Raw genomic sequence first — 14,449 nt, 5'->3', positions numbered from 1 at the left:
ACCGGAGCTGGCTCAGCTCCGGTTTTTTTTCTTCGGCGAATGGAAAACTACCGCCGGGCAAAGCTCTCCATAGCAAACTGGGCGCGCTCTCTCGGGCTGAAGTGGGGCCGTTTGAGGTCCTCAATGGCGTTCAGTCTTGGCAGCAGGCCGCATCCGTTTGCCATTTGGATGGCCAGTCCCGGGCGGGCGTTCAGTTCCAGCAGCAAAGGGCCTTCGTTGGCATCTACCACCAGATCAACGCCCATATAGCCCAGACCGGTCGCTTCATAGCAGCGCGCCGCCATCTCCAGCATGTTTTCCCAGTCGTCTATTCCGATGTTCTCCAGTGCAAGGCCGGTATCCGGATGGAGAGTGATCGGTCGGTTGAACTGGACGGCATTCAGACTCTTTCCTGAACCGATGTCCAGCCCGACCCCGACGGCGCCCTGGTGCAGGTTGGCCTTGCCATCAGAGGCTGTCGTGGCCAGGCGGAGCATGGCCATGACCGGGTAGCCCTGGAAAACGACGATCCGGATATCCGGCACGCCCTGAAATGAGTATCGGGCCAGAGCAGGAGATGACTGAACCAGGTTCTCGACGATGGCGACATCGGGAGTTCCCGCCAGTGAGTACAGACCGGCCAGAATATTGGTGAGGTGTCGTTCAAGCATGGCGGCGGGGATGCGGGCACCGGATGCTTTGACAAAGTCGTCACCATCCCGCCCCGTAATGACGGTAATGCCTTTGCCGCCGGAGCCCTTTGCAGGCTTGATGGCAAAACCTTTCAGGTCGGCTGCCATGTCCCGAAAATGGGAGATTTCATGCTGTTGACGAACGACCTGCAGCAGTTTGGGCGTTTTCACACCGTATTCACTGACCGCCAGCTTTGTCTTCAGCTTGTTGTCGACCAAGGGGTAAGACGAGCGGTCATTGTACCGGGCAATGTAATCAACATTGCGGCGGTTCATGTTCAGCATCCCGAGCTTCTTCAGTCTGCGCGGTGAGATCCAATCCATGTTAATCGTAGACCTTCATCGGGGTGAACCGTTTCAGCTCGCTGAGCTTGTAGCCTGTGTATTGACCCATCAACAGGATCAGCCCCAGGACGACCAGGTGCAGTTCCGGGAAATTGAAGGTGAGATGGCCTGCCAGAGGGGTGCTCATGGCAAGATAGGCGCAGATTGCGACAAACAGGCTTCCCGATCCCTGAACCAGGACTTCGCGGGCCCCCTCTTCTTCCCAGAGGATGGACATGCGTTCAATGGTCCAGGCGATAATAACCATTGGGAAAAAGGTGACGGTCATCCCTGTGTTGAACCCCATCTGGTAGCCGATGATACTCAGGCCAGCCGTGATAAAGATCACCAGAATGATCAGCGCTGAAATCCGGGAGACCAGCAGAAGATTCAGGCTGGATAGGTAACCTCGCAGCACCAACCCGATGGATACAACCGACAGGAAGGCGATCAGGCCCGGCACCAGTGTTGTTTGTACGAACGCGACCGCGATCAGAACGGGCATAAACGTTCCGGAGGTCCGGATACCGATGACAATGCGCATAAAGGCAACAATCAGAGCGCCGATCGGGAGCAGTAGCAGCATCCGGAACATGCTTTGCTCTTCAATCGGTAACTGGTAGAAACCGAGAACGCTCAGGCCGTTGGCATTGGATTCAAGGGTTGCAAGCTGGAGTGCCGGTACGGTCTGTCGCAGCATGGAGAAGCTGACCTGGGAGTCGTCTCCACCCACCACATCGAGCAGTGACTCCGAACCCTGGCGCCAGAGTAACAGATTCTCGGGTACTCCTTGTTCGGCTGTTCTTGGGTCGAAGGTCAGCCAGCGCTCGCCATTATAGATCTGAAGGAAAGGCACCAGTTGCTGGCGTCTTCGGGCATCCTCCAGTTTCAGTGCATCGGCGGTGCGGGCCGCGATTCCGGCATGGTTGAGCATCCGGACCAGTAACTGCAGGTAATTCTCGTCGGAAACCAGAAGCGTGGTGTTCTGGGTGCGGTTATCCGGTTGCATCAGGCGGATCAGCTCGCGGGTCATGCTTTCAGGTGAGCTGGACCGCTCGGAAGCCTGGCTGAGAAGTTCTCTGACCGCCGTTGCCTGAGGTTCTTCCCAGAAGACCGGCTGGGCGCGGGGTATGCGGCCAGGGGGCGCCTGCAGGGTATCTTCGTCGGGTACAAACTGTGCCTTGAAATACAGGGTCTGAGGGCCGGACACCTCCCGCTTGGTCCATTCTGCCCGGCGCCCGGCATTGCTATCGAGAATTGAAAACCCGTATCCGGGAGAGGCCGCCTGTTCGGTGAGGATACGGAAGCCGGGTGGCTGCTCTGGTATGTGCAGGCTGACTTCGGCCGGTGCGCCCTGGCCCTCGAAGTCGACCCTGGCTTCGATCATCCAGACCGGGCGCTGTTCGCCGGTCATCCAGGGAATGCCCAGTTCAAGGTGTCGCCAGGTTGCGACGGCAATGCCTGCGGCAATCAGGAGAAAGACAAACACATAAAAGGGAACCCGTGAGCGGACGGTCATTTTTCACCTCCGTTTCCGGATTGTTCAAGGTAAGATTTCGGGAGCTCTGTGGCGAATTCTTTGCCTACATCAATCAGCATGACATCCCGCAGAACGTTGCGGCCAATCAGCACTTCGTAGGTCAGGTTCTTTCGGTCTGCTAGGGTAAATTCGGCAACCTGCTGATGGTCGCCAATAGCGAACTGCAATTCGACAACCACCCGACGTTCAGATTCGTCTGCGCTGGACTGGACGATCTTTACCCGCCTGGAAATCTCTTTCTCCATTGAGACCCACTTTGTGTCTTCTGTCCCGGGTACCGGTACCTCGAAGCGCACCCAGTTACTGCCGTCCCGTTCGAAACGTTGTATGTTCCTGGCGTGAATGGAGGAGGTTTCTGCGCCGCTGTCTATGCGGGCTGTGTAAACCAGCCCCGGTTCGGCGAGGAAGAACTTTTCAACTTCACCAACCACCACCTTCCCTTTCAGCCGGTCTGCCTGGCCTGCGTTTTTGCTTGGGGCAGGGCAGGAAGGGGCTGCTTTGGGGGGGGGGCACGACGGTTTTTCAACCTGCGTGGCAATGGCATCGAGAATGCTTTGGGTGGATTCCCGGTTTTCCTGCAGAAGCTGTTCGTGCCTGACCCCGGCATTCTGTTCCATGGTGACCAGCGTCGCCCGTTGGCTGTGTACGGATGAGCGAACGTCTTCAACGTTCTCTTTCTTCACCATAAAATAGTGATCCGAGGCGCACCCGGAAAGCGTGAGAGCGAGCCCCGAAAAGGCAAGTGTCAAGAATGGACGGGTTTGCAAGAACCTGTACCCCATGAATATCCCCTGAACCGGCTGTGTTGGTTGTTCGGCCTGGATGCCTCAGCCACTGGATGTGTTGTTGATCAGGCGGGTGAGTATACTACAAGCCACCTGTGTGATGACTTTACAGATGGTTAAGGCGGAGGGTCAGCCGCCCATGAGAGGGCCATTACCCAAAGGGGTCTCGGCTCTCAGGTATTCCTGAATCACGGGTGAGCAATTCAGATAAAACAGTAAAAGCTCTCGCTGGATGTCCTGATCCTGAATGCGGGCGGCAAAACCGATGACCTCTTTAAGCGCCTGATCACTCTCGGGGCGGTCACTGGGTATGTGAAAGCTCTTGCCGTAACGGTTTTTGAGCAACTGACTCAGGCGTTCGAGGTGAAACTCACCAGTGTGGGTGATGTGCGGCAACGCGCGGGCCTGCAGGGCATTTTCCCGATCGTTGGCCGACAGCAAAGCCTGATGATCTTCCCCGCAGGAAGTCTGTAGAAATTCAGAACCCAGTTTTCTCCATAACTCCTTGAACATGCTCTGGCCTGCCAGTCGGTGTTTTGCCCACGCCGTCAGCACCTTGTTGGGGTGCTAAAGCTCCGTTTTAGAGGAATTTACGCCCGGCGTCCATAGGCGGATTGGCGTAATGTTGATAATTGCCAATCAGTCGATGCCGGTGTGGAAGCTCCATTTTATCGGGCAGGAAAAAGGAAAGGGCATTGCGGTAGACTGTCGGGCTTTGGGGTTGAATTGTAATGCAAGGAGAACCTGCTGGTGTTGAATGCACTGACTCTAACCATGGCAGACCGGCCGGAATGGATGGCTGGATGGTTTGCTGCCCTGCTGGCCAGTTCCGCGCTGCTGATGGTTGCGCTTGGGTGGCTGCTTTGGCACCGTCGCAAAGACCGGCTCAGGGCCAGTCGCCTGAGTGAGGAGTTTGGTGAGTGTCTTCGCCTTGTTCAGGAAGGAGAGCATACACAGGCCTTGCATCATCAGGAAAAAGCGCACCTGAAAGCCGAACTTGAGGAGGTGAAGTTTGAGCGCGGCAAGTTTGAGCAGGGTGCGGAGCACTGGCGGCAGAAAGCGACGGTTCTGGAAAGTCGTCTGTCAGCCATGGGTAGCGAGCTGGCCGCAAATCAAGACAGGCTCACTCAGGTGGTGGATGAGAGAGAGCGTTATCAGCTGCGGGCAGAGTCACTGTCGGAACAGCTTTCGGAGCTCAGAATCAGGCTGAAAGAACAACAGGTGACGCTGGAAGAGGAGCGCCGCAATGCGGCAGAGAAACTGCAACTGCTGGAGCAGAACCGGGAGGCCCTCAAGCAGGAATTTGAAAATCTCGCTAACCGGATTTTTGAACAGAAAAGTGAGCGTTTCAGTCAGCAGACCCGGACCAGCCTGGACTCCTTGCTGAACCCGTTTCGGGACCAGTTGCAGGATTTCCGGAAACGGGTGGAAGACGTTTATACCACGGAGACCCGTGACCGGCAGGCGCTTCGAAGCGAAATCAAGTCTCTGCAGGAGCTGAATCAGCAGATCACGGAGGAAGCGGCTAATCTGACGCGGGCTCTGAAAGGCGATAAGAAAGTTCAGGGTAACTGGGGTGAGTTGATTCTTGAGCGTGTGCTTGAGCGGTCCGGCCTTCGAAAAGGCGTGGAATACGAAACCCAGGGAAGTTACCGAGACGATGACAACCAGTTGTTGCGACCGGATGTCATTGTTCATCTGCCAGACCAGAGAAACCTGGTGGTTGACTCCAAGGTCTCTCTGGTGGCTTATCAGCAATGGGTGGTTGCCGATGATGAGAGCGAACGGGCCGCTGCCCTGAAACAGCATGTGGAGGCCGTTCGCACTCACATCAAGACGTTGAGTGAAAAAGATTACAGCCAGCTTAACGGGCTTCATTCTCCCGATTTCGTGCTGTTGTTCATGCCCATTGAGCCGGCATTTGTGGCAGCATTCCAGCAGGATGACAACCTGTTCGCCGAGGCGTTTGAGCGCAAGATCATCGTGGTTACGCCCACGACGTTGCTCGCCACGTTGCGAACCATTGAAAACATCTGGCGGTACGAGCGCCAGAGTCAGAATGCCCGCCGTATCGCAGACAGAGCAAGCGCGGTTTATGACAAACTTCGGGTATTCGTAGAGGCCATGGAGCGATTGGGCAGCCAGTTACACACTGCCCAGGGCACCTATGACAATGCCATGAATACCCTGACCCGGGGTCGTGGTAACCTTATTTCCCAGGCCAACCGATTTGTGGAACTGGGCGTTCGCGTTAAGAAAGAACTGCCGAAGTCGATTGTGGAGCAGGCCGAAGTGGACTCTGACGACGCCGTTTTGTCAGAAGAACCGGTTGTCACGCATAAAGAAGAGCCCAATAAGGCCGGAGAAGCCCGGGCAGAGGATCAGCAGGAGTAGCAGTATGTTGTCACTGATGAAAACGCGGTGTTTGCCCGGCCGCAGAATGTCTCTGGGGCTGATGTTGTCTTGTGTGCTGACCCTGCAAGCAGGGACCGCGCAGGCGTTGGCGCCGGAACATGAGATCCGGCGCCTGATGCTGGCAACCGAAGAAGCGGTGGTGTCTGAAAACTGGAATGAGGCAGGGGAATACCTGAACCGCCTCCGGGCGATGGAAGGCGAAAAGCCCCCCGAATATTTCTACTACCGTGGCAGGGCCATGTTGCAGGCGAATCACCTGAATGAAGCTCGGTCTGCTCTGGAGCAGTACATAACGCTGGCGGGTGCAGAGGGTGCTTATTACCAGCAGAGTCTGAAACTCATTACCGATATCGAGAAGGCCAATCGGGCGAGTGTGCGGGCTCTTGCAGAGGGAGGGGGCGGTACCCAGGAGCCGGTGGCGGTTATTGAGCCGGCTGGCGGTCATGACCTGAAAGCATTACGACAGCTTTATCTTGCGGATACCGATCGTGAGGCGCTGGTTATTCATTTGAACACCTTGCTGGATACGGTGGGCTGGCGCCGGGACAAAACGGTTGTCCGGCTAGACCGGCCTGCTGATAATCAGTACGAGTTGGCGCTGGATAGCGGCAATATCAGCATTCTCGAAATCAACCGAAATCCTGATGGCACGACGGTTCGGACAACAAGATCGCTGCCCGTATTCGGCGTGAATCCACAACTCCGTTGGGACTGTGAACCTGTGGTCGGGGCCTGTTGGGTTTACGATCCAAGAGACGGTTCAAGGCTTTTCCAGTTGGCGGAAAATCGTGAGCAGGCTCAGGAAATTGCCCGCGCTCTGGGGCAGTTGATCAGGAATCTGCAGCAGGGCGGAGGCAAGCGCTGAGCCTCAGGCCAGGTCGCCCCTTTCGCCGTCTCTCCAGGCGCCAGGGGTGACACCGGTCCATTTCTTGAACGCCCGGTGGAAGGTTGAGGGTTCGGTGAACCCCACGCGTTCAGCGATGTCGTTGATGGCAATCTCGGGGTGAGAGAGATAATAGATCGCCATATCCCGCCGAAGCAGATCCTTTATCTCCTGAAACGATGTGTTTTCCTGCTTTAGCCGCCGCCTCAGGGTTTGTGGACTGGTATGCAGCTCTTGGGCAATCCAGTCAAAGTCCGGCATGGGCTTGGAAAAATCCCGCCCGATCAATCCACGAATGCGCCCTGTCCAGGTATTACTTTCATCCGGCCGTGACAACAGATCAGCGGGTGATGTTTTCAGGAACTGCCGCATTTCCGGTTTATCGCGAATAACCGGTGCTGACAGAAAGCGTTTACTGAACGTCAGCGCAATACAGTCTGATTCAAACACGAGCGGGCAGTGGAATATGTGCCGGTATTCATCGCCATGGTCTGGCCGTGGGTAGTCGAATTCCGCGTTCTCCAGCTCGACGGGCTGGCCAATCAGCCAACTGCCGAGTCGGTGCCAGATCACCAGTAGACTCTCTCTCAGAAAGTAGTCCGGGTCGTGAATGGTGCCTTCAATGCGTGCTACCAGCCGTACCCGCTCGTTCCGGGTATCAAGCTCCATGGTTACCATCGGGTCAAACAGCCGTGAAAACCGAAAGGCCTGTTGGTAAACCTCTTCCAGAGTCTGACACCCGATCACCAGAGCACACATCGTGGCAAAAGTACCGTAGCGGGCCCGCCGGGGGCCCATGCCCATGAACTCGTCGTCGGTGCGTTGCCAGATGATCTGCATCAGCTTGCTGAACTGGTCGCTGCTGACTCGCGCCATTTCGATCCGGAGAAGGTCGGGGGAGATGCCGGCCTCCTGAAGAAGGTCGCGGGTGTCCAGCCCCATGCGCCTGGCTCCGGAGAGTGAGGCTTCAACAAAATGTCGTGAGACGGTCAGGGTCGACATAAAAGGAACCAGAAAAACAAACGAACTTCATCATAAGTACCCGACAGAACAATGCAACCTTCTGATTTATTAACAGATGGAAGAAACGGTCAATCGGAATGACGAAACCGGCAGTTGGCCCGCCCGGCAAAACCCGGCAGCATGAGCCAACGTTCTTGCCGCCGACCAAAAACAAGGAGACGCTTTATGGCAGCCCCGCTCGCCAACCTGAAAATTCTGGATTTCAGTACCCTGCTGCCCGGCCCCTACGCCACCATGATGCTCGCCGATATGGGCGCGGAGGTCTTGCGCATCGAAGCGCCGGACAGAGTGGATCTGACCAAGGTAATGCCGCCCTACGATGGTAAGTTCAGCACAACTTTCTCCTACCTCACGCGTGGCAAGCAAACCTTGCAGCTAAACCTGAAACAGCCCGAGAGTGTTGAAAAGGTCAAGCAGCTGGTTCAGGGCTACGACATTGTGGTGGAGCAGTTTCGCCCGGGCGTGATGGATCGCCTTGGGATAGGCTATGAGGTACTCAAAGCCATCAATCCCAAACTGATTTACTGCGCCATTACCGGTTATGGTCAGACCGGCCCCTATAAAGACAGAGCCGGCCACGACATCAACTACCTGGCTATTTCCGGTGTTGCCAGCCATTGCGGCCGCGCCGACAGCGGTCCACCACCCATGGGCATTCAGATTGCCGATGTGGCCGGTGGCTCACATTATGCCGTGATGGGCATCCTGGCTGCTGTCATCAAGCGCCAGGATACCGGTGAGGGCGCCTTTATCGACATCAGCATGACCGATGCGGCTTTCGCCCTGAACGCCATGGCCGGTGCCGCTGCGTTGGCAGGTGGGCAATCCCAGAAGCGGGAGGGTGGCATGCTTAACGGCGGCACCTTCTATGATTATTACCAGACCAGCGATGGACGTTGGTTGTCTGTTGGCAGTCTTGAACCCCAATTTTCGTCACGCTTGTGCGACGCCCTTGGGCTGGGGGAGCTAAAAAGCCTCGCCTTGAGCCAAAAGTCCCGGCATCAGCATGAACTGAAAGCCGCCCTCAAAAATAAGATTGCGGAGCGCTCACTGGCTAAGTGGCAGGAGGTCTTTGCGGAAGTAGATGCGTGTGTGGAACCTGTCCTGACGATTGAAGAGGCGGCTGAGCATCCTCAGTTGAAAGCCAGAGGGATGGTGATTGAGCAGGATCGGGGGGATGGGGTTACTCAGAGGCAGTTGGGAATGCCGTTGAAGTTTGTGTTGTAACGGAGGGGAACTTTAAAAGTTTGAAAGCCGCCGATAACTCTTGGCTGGCGGCTTTCAGGGAACAAGCGCTATGGGCCATAGCGCTTGTATTTGAGGTTTAAGGGACTGGAGAGAAAACCGAATCAGTGCCTAGAACCATTTCAGCGAAGGCTTGTGCCGGCTGTGCTGAGACTGGCGTTCCATGTCCCAGGTTCCCCTCTTCGTCTTGATAGCCCTCGATGCTGAAGAAGAATGGGGAGCTTTCGATGCCCGCTGCGTCCAATCCTTCTCCCAGGCCCACTAATGGGTAAGACCCGGCGAGAGGCGCTGGGAAACTGTCAACATCGACCATAACCTGCTGTCCGGCCAGTTCTCCGGGAAGTGTTCCCTCCAGAGGCTCAATTCCCCAGCGCTTTTCATCCGCAGCGTTTGGTATGACGAGGTCACCTTGCACAATGGCATTGTAAACTCCGGCATTTCCGGCTCTGAGGTTGTCAATAAAGTTGATAGGATCCGCGCTGTCCATTGCTGCCTGGAAGACGTTCAGGAAGGTTGAATAGTTCGGCGTGTTTTGAGGAACCGGAGTAGACGCATTTGCCAAGCCTGCAATGATACTGGGGGCAAACGCAGGCGAGTTCTCAAGCATGCGAACAATACCGGCTCCCGGAGTTAGCAGGCTTATGCCGCTGATGTCGTTGTCGGTGACACCTGGGGCGGGAACCTGGTTGGCGTTGACGCTGGCGGCAAATGGAGTGCCTGTGATGGTGCCTAGTGAATGCCCTGCCAGATAGAAGTTGCTGCCATTAAGGCTGGCACCTCCCAGTTGAGACAGATCCAGGTCATTTAGACTCATGCGGAGGTTCATCTGATCAACTGCGCTCTGACGAACATTGTCGCGGGTGTTTGTGAAGTTGAGCAAGTTGATAAAGAGTTCGCCGGATTCGCTTAACCCGAAATGCCTTTCTTTATCATCAGAAGCGGCGATGCCTGGAATGGTACTGCCAGCATACTTGACTGTATTTATCAGAGACGTTGCCGTGTTTGGGTCACCAACCTGGGCTGCCAGCGTTGCTTGGTCCTCCGCAAGAATCAGCGCGGTCAAACCAGCAATTTCAGTGTCTGTGAAACTTGGGTTTGCTGCCAGTAATAGGGTTCTCGCCAGCAGCTCCTGGTCTTCCTGAGTAAAGCTGTCTACGCCGTGCAAGGGTTGGTCAATAGCGACGACAGTATAGCCCAGGGCAGCGAGGGCGGTGCCAAAGGTCAGGGCTGCGCTTCGGTCTGTTGTGATGCCGTGCTGGAATTGGACTACCCCTCTGGTGTTTGGTATTTGCGGGTAGATAATTAGTACTGGTACATCAACATCCGTTTCCTTTGCCGGGAATGGGAAAATGGTGTTTACGACTTCAGAAAGGAACTGTCCTCCCTCACCCTTGACCCCTTGAGGGATTTTCAGATTGATGGACTCGAACTTTGAGTTGAGGGAGGTCGCCAGATTGTTATCTGCTTTCCAGGCCTTCGCTCCTACGGTCTCTGCGGTGGCTCCAAGGTAGTAAGGAAGTGAGACTGTGCCCTGAACCGCGAGAACGGTAGGTGCATTGCCACCCAGTAATGTATTAACTTCTTTATACACCTTGTTGGCGACAGCGGAGACTAAGCCAACTCCAGTGGGGGCGCCCAGTGTAAAGTCGTCAGCGCCGCGGTTAGACGTGGTAGGTGTTGGTAGTAATGGTGAAAGGCTCGTGGCCAATGCAACAGAAACACAGGAAACCGCAACCTGACCCGTTGTTCCCTGACATCCCAAAGGCGGCGGAGCGTCAAATGCAGGTGCCAATGCAGTTTTAATGCTGTCACTCGGGAACCCGGCGATTGTACCATTAACTGTTGACTTGATAGATGCGTAGTCCGAGGCTCCAGCTTCAATAGCGCTCTTGGCTGCAGAGACAGACAAGAATCCCGTCAGTTGATCCTCAAACCAAGAGGCAGGCTCTGCAATATATTGTAGAACTTTCTCATCTTTTGATGTTGTGAAGCTGTAGCTAAGGGCAATCTGCTCCTCTGTAAGAGGCTGGCCAATTGCTTTTGCATAATTGATTGCGATTGGTTCCCAGAGTTTGTTTATCAAAGTGCGCACTGGCAGAAGGTCTTGGCTTGGAAGCTCCGCACCCGGGTTATCTTTTGTGCCTTCAGCTGTGAGGTTGGAATAGGATGGATCCTGAATGATCGGCTCACCGTTGATGTCCTTTACGCCGTTGGTAACGACAACGACATAGCGCTTACCGGGTTTCAGAGGCTCAAGCGGCAAAATCCGAATGGCCGAAGTGCCGCCGAGAGTTTCGACTTCAGCCCGTACCTTGGGCATGTTAGCCGGGCCCGACAGGGTGATTTCAAGCGTTGGAGACTCTCCGGCGCCAAGGCCTTGCACTGGATCACCGCTCGCATACGCCAGTTCGATCAGGTGAACATTTTTTCCAATTTGGACGTTGCCTGCGCTTTCATCCAGCTGTCCGCTGGTGAGAATGACAATAGGGGCAACCGTTGAAGCTCCGCTCAGTTGATTAAGGGCAACCTCGGGAGGGGTGGATTTGTCATCAACGTCAAGGTTGAAGGTGCCGTCGACAGTACCTGAGTACAAAAGATCATTTGGCACAGGAAGTCGGGAGGCCCCTGGAGCAAAAAACGGATAGGTTTTTCCTGAAAGAGAGTCGGTATCTGCGTACTCTGGTTTAGGATTTTCGTTCCTGGAATCGCTTCCATTGTCGAAACAGCCCGTCAACCCAAGGGAAGAAGCCACGGCAAGACTTATTAGAGTTTTCTTGAACATGGGGGGAACCTTTTCCTGTTGTTGTGTCGTTATATCCGGCGTGGACGGAACCGGTCGGCCCCAGGGTTCCGCGCTTTGCCTGTTCTGTTTTATTGGTTGTCTGAAATTTTCACCAGCACTTGAACGCTAATTCTGTAGCTTTGACTATAACGACAGAGTAGCAAGTGTTGATCAGCCGAAAGTGTGATTCTGACCTTTCTGGCTACTCTGTACTAAAGGGTGCTGCACACCCCTAAAATAGTTGCGATAAAAAAGTTTGTCGAGGTTGTCTCATCCTCGTTGTCGGTTCAGCGGAAGGATGAAAAATCCGGTTTCCGTTTCTCCATAAACGCCCGGAAGGCTTCGGCGGCTTCGGGTGTTTTCAGTCGTTCAGAAAACAGGGCGCCTTCGGTCATCATGGTGCGTTTAATCTGTTCCTGAGTTGGCTCGGTCAGCAACGCTTTGGTGGCCCGGATGGCAGAGGGCGCCTTTTCGGCAAGCTTCTGGCAGGTTTCGAGCGCCAGTTGTTCGGTTTCGTCGGGGGAACAGGTCCGGTTGATCAGTCCCAGGCGCAGGGCGTCATCGGCGCTGAAGGCTTCCCCTAACATCAGGAGTTCTGACGCCCTGGCTCGCCCGAGCCAGCTTGGCAACAGCAGGCTTGAGGCCCCCTCCGGGCACAGCCCCAGACTGGCAAAAGGCATCTGGAACCTGGCGTTGTCACCCGCGTATACCATGTCGCAATGCAGGAGCATGGTGGTGCCAATGCCAACGGCGGGTCCGTTTACCGCGGCGACCACGGGTTTTGTGGCGGTGGCCAGCAATACGAGAAAACGCCCGACGGGGGTATCCGCGAAATCGCCGGGGAGGCCTTTCAGGAAATCGGCAAGGTCGTTCCCCGCGGTGAAGCAGTCACGGTCGCCTGTGAACAGGACGCAGCGTATGTCATCGTCATGACTGGCGAGCTCCAGAGCATCGCCCAGAGCGGTGTACATGGCGTGTGTCAGCGCATTTTTTCGGTCGGGGCGGTTAAACCGGACGCGTAGAATCCGGTCCTGGCGCTCTACGTGGATATGGTTTGTCATGGGGGCTCCTATTGCTCCTCATTTTTGTTGGCGGGCCCTGGCTGGCGCGCAGTGTTTTAGGGTTGTAGCGCGAAAGCAGGATAGGTTCCATCACTCGTTTGGAGTATTTTCTGGTAAACTCTGCGGCTCTGTTACACGACCCTATTCGATAATCAGAAAGCTGATGAGGCGACTATGACCACCGTAATCCGCCAGGATGACTTGATCGAAAGCGTAGCCGACGCGCTGCAGTTTATTTCCTATTACCACCCGAAAGATTTCATTCAGGCCGTTTACGAAGCCTACCAGAAGGAAGAGTCCCAGGCGGCCAAGGATGCGATGGCCCAGATTCTGATTAACTCCCGTATGTGCGCACAGGGGCATCGTCCGATCTGTCAGGACACTGGCATTGTGACCGTGTTCGTGAACGTGGGTATGGACGTGAAGTTTGAATGTGACATGGCGCTGGATGATGTCATCAATGAAGGTGTTCGCCGTGCCTATACCCATCCGGACAACGTGCTGCGGGCATCGGTTCTGGCTGACCCGGATGGCAAACGCCAGAACACCAAAGACAACACGCCCGCGATTATTCATTACAAGATGGTTCCGGGTAATACCGTAGAGGTCCACGTGGCGGCCAAGGGCGGTGGCTCGGAGGCCAAGTCCAAGTTTGCTATGTTGAATCCGTCTGACTCGGTCGTTGACTGGGTTTTGAAAATGATTCCGCAAATGGGGGCGGGCTGGTGTCCGCCTGGCATGCTGGGCATTGGTATTGGCGGTACCGCCGAGAAGGCGATGGAGCTGGCGAAGGAGTCCCTGCTGGACCCGATCGATATTCACGATCTGCAGGCCCGCGGTGCATCCAACCGTTCCGAAGAGCTGCGCCTGGAATTGTTCGAGAAAGTGAACGAGTTGGGTATCGGCGCGCAGGGCCTGGGGGGGCTGACCACCGTTCTGGACGTGAAGGTTAAAGATTACCCCACTCATGCGGCCAACAAGCCAGTGGCAATCATCCCGAACTGTGCCGCAACCCGTCACGCACACTTTGTGCTGGATGGCTCAGGCCCGTCGCTGCAAACCCCGCCGAGCCTGGACGACTGGCCGGAAATTACCTGGGAAGTGGGTGAGAACGTTCGCCGGGTGAATCTGGATACCGTAACGCCGGAAGACGTGAAAGACTGGCAGCCGGGTGAAACCGTTTTGCTGTCCGGCAAGATGTTGACCGGCCGTGACGCCGCCCATAAGAAGATGGTGGATATGATTGAGCGGGGCGAAGAGCTGCCGGTGGATCTGAAAGGGCGGTTCATTTATTACGTTGGGCCGGTTGATCCGGTACGCGAAGAGGTGGTTGGCCCGGCAGGCCCAACCACAGCGACGCGTATGGACAAGTTCACTGACACCATGCTGGAGAAAACCGGCCTGACCGGCATGATCGGTAAAGCTGAGCGTGGCCAGGTTGCTATTGACGCCATCAAGAAGCACGGCGCGGTCTATCTGATGGCCGTGGGCGGTGCTGCTTACCTGGTCTCCAAGGCTATCAAGGGTGCCAAGGTTGTGGCTTTTGAAGAGCTGGGTATGGAAGCCATCTATGAGTTCGAGGTGGAAGACATGCCGGTGACGGTCGCGGTGGATTCCCGCGGCAGCTCTGTGCACCAGACCGGTCCGGTTGAGTGGCACGACAAGATCATTGCTGCGAAAGCGGTTTGATAACAGTCGATTTGACTCTACGGTAGTCTCA

At 55.6% G+C, this 14,449-nt stretch carries 11 protein-coding genes; 4 read left to right on the top strand and 7 right to left on the bottom strand.

What is annotated here, in order from left to right; translation table 11 throughout:
• Positions 1-47: 47 nt before the first annotated feature.
• The 4 genes from K325_RS0109805 to K325_RS0109790 all read right to left on the bottom strand — a co-directional run bounded on the left by K325_RS0109805 (position 48) and on the right by K325_RS0109790 (position 3,833).
• Complete coding sequence (locus K325_RS0109805) at positions 48-995, bottom strand: alpha-L-glutamate ligase-like protein (protein ID WP_029654088.1); 948 nt, start codon at positions 993-995, stop codon at positions 48-50.
• A 1-nt stretch (position 996) separates the two neighbouring features.
• Positions 997-2,514 carry an inactive transglutaminase family protein gene (locus K325_RS0109800; protein ID WP_029654087.1) on the bottom strand — a complete coding sequence of 506 codons (1,518 nt, stop codon included), beginning with the start codon at positions 2,512-2,514 and terminating at the stop codon, positions 997-999.
• On the bottom strand, positions 2,511-3,221 hold the full coding sequence (locus K325_RS0109795) for an ATP-dependent zinc protease family protein (protein WP_228128426.1): 711 nt from the start codon (positions 3,219-3,221) through the stop codon (positions 2,511-2,513). Before K325_RS0109795 ends, K325_RS0109800 begins: the two co-directional genes overlap by 4 nt.
• A 228-nt stretch (positions 3,222-3,449) precedes the next feature.
• Positions 3,450-3,833, bottom strand: coding sequence for a hypothetical protein (locus tag K325_RS0109790; protein ID WP_029654085.1), 384 nt, complete (start codon positions 3,831-3,833; stop codon positions 3,450-3,452).
• Positions 3,834-4,064: 231 nt separating this feature from the next.
• Between K325_RS0109790 and K325_RS0109785 the strand changes: the two genes are divergently transcribed.
• Positions 4,065-5,714: a DNA recombination protein RmuC gene (locus K325_RS0109785; RefSeq protein WP_029654084.1), complete on the top strand. Its 1,650-nt coding sequence runs from the start codon at positions 4,065-4,067 to the stop codon at positions 5,712-5,714.
• A 4-nt stretch (positions 5,715-5,718) separates the two neighbouring features.
• Positions 5,719-6,600, top strand: coding sequence for a hypothetical protein (locus K325_RS0109780; RefSeq protein ID WP_029654083.1), 882 nt, complete (start codon positions 5,719-5,721; stop codon positions 6,598-6,600).
• Between the two features lie 3 nt (positions 6,601-6,603).
• Here the strand turns inward: K325_RS0109780 and K325_RS0109775 are convergent, their stop codons facing one another.
• Positions 6,604-7,620, bottom strand: a complete 1,017-nt coding sequence (locus tag K325_RS0109775; protein WP_029654082.1) for an AraC family transcriptional regulator — start codon at positions 7,618-7,620, stop codon at positions 6,604-6,606.
• Positions 7,621-7,806: 186 nt separating this feature from the next.
• Between K325_RS0109775 and K325_RS0109770 the strand changes: the two genes are divergently transcribed.
• On the top strand, positions 7,807-8,868 hold the full coding sequence (locus K325_RS0109770) for a CaiB/BaiF CoA transferase family protein (RefSeq protein ID WP_029654081.1): 1,062 nt from the start codon (positions 7,807-7,809) through the stop codon (positions 8,866-8,868).
• A 97-nt stretch (positions 8,869-8,965) separates the two neighbouring features.
• Here K325_RS0109770 and K325_RS0109765 read toward each other — a convergent pair whose 3' ends face one another.
• Together K325_RS0109765 and K325_RS0109760 are read right to left on the bottom strand one after the other, a co-directional pair.
• A complete protein-coding gene (locus tag K325_RS0109765) occupies positions 8,966-11,668 on the bottom strand; it encodes a hypothetical protein (RefSeq protein ID WP_029654080.1) in 2,703 nt (900 codons plus the stop codon).
• Between the two features lie 287 nt (positions 11,669-11,955).
• Positions 11,956-12,729 carry an enoyl-CoA hydratase gene (locus tag K325_RS0109760; RefSeq protein WP_029654079.1) on the bottom strand — a complete coding sequence of 258 codons (774 nt, stop codon included), beginning with the start codon at positions 12,727-12,729 and terminating at the stop codon, positions 11,956-11,958.
• A 174-nt stretch (positions 12,730-12,903) separates the two neighbouring features.
• Here K325_RS0109760 and K325_RS0109755 point away from each other — a divergent pair, with 174 nt between their 5' ends.
• Positions 12,904-14,418, top strand: coding sequence for a fumarate hydratase (locus tag K325_RS0109755; RefSeq protein ID WP_029654078.1), 1,515 nt, complete (start codon positions 12,904-12,906; stop codon positions 14,416-14,418).
• Positions 14,419-14,449: the final 31 nt, after the last annotated feature.

Origin of the sequence: Marinobacter daepoensis DSM 16072 (assembly GCF_000421165.1) — a bacterium.
In the GTDB taxonomy this organism is placed as follows: domain Bacteria; phylum Pseudomonadota; class Gammaproteobacteria; order Pseudomonadales; family Oleiphilaceae; genus Marinobacter; species Marinobacter daepoensis.
The sequence above is the reverse complement of the archived record's forward strand: the minus strand, read 5'-3'. Positions and strand labels throughout refer to the sequence as shown.

Bases quoted from the DNA above. Each gene is read 5' to 3' on its own strand.
- K325_RS0109800 (WP_029654087.1), bottom strand. From the start codon at position 2,514: ATGACCGTCCGCTCACGGGTTCCCTTTTATGTGTTTGTCTTTCTCCTG.
- K325_RS0109775 (WP_029654082.1), bottom strand. From the start codon at position 7,620: ATGTCGACCCTGACCGTCTCACGACATTTTGTTGAAGCCTCACTCTCC.
- K325_RS0109790 (WP_029654085.1), bottom strand. From the start codon at position 3,833: ATGTTCAAGGAGTTATGGAGAAAACTGGGTTCTGAATTTCTACAGACT.
- K325_RS0109770 (WP_029654081.1), top strand. From the start codon at position 7,807: ATGGCAGCCCCGCTCGCCAACCTGAAAATTCTGGATTTCAGTACCCTG.
- K325_RS0109760 (WP_029654079.1), bottom strand. From the start codon at position 12,729: ATGACAAACCATATCCACGTAGAGCGCCAGGACCGGATTCTACGCGTC.
- K325_RS0109765 (WP_029654080.1), bottom strand. From the start codon at position 11,668: ATGTTCAAGAAAACTCTAATAAGTCTTGCCGTGGCTTCTTCCCTTGGG.
- K325_RS0109780 (WP_029654083.1), top strand. From the start codon at position 5,719: ATGTTGTCACTGATGAAAACGCGGTGTTTGCCCGGCCGCAGAATGTCT.
- K325_RS0109755 (WP_029654078.1), top strand. From the start codon at position 12,904: ATGACCACCGTAATCCGCCAGGATGACTTGATCGAAAGCGTAGCCGAC.
- K325_RS0109795 (WP_228128426.1), bottom strand. From the start codon at position 3,221: ATGGTGAAGAAAGAGAACGTTGAAGACGTTCGCTCATCCGTACACAGC.
- K325_RS0109805 (WP_029654088.1), bottom strand. From the start codon at position 995: ATGGATTGGATCTCACCGCGCAGACTGAAGAAGCTCGGGATGCTGAAC.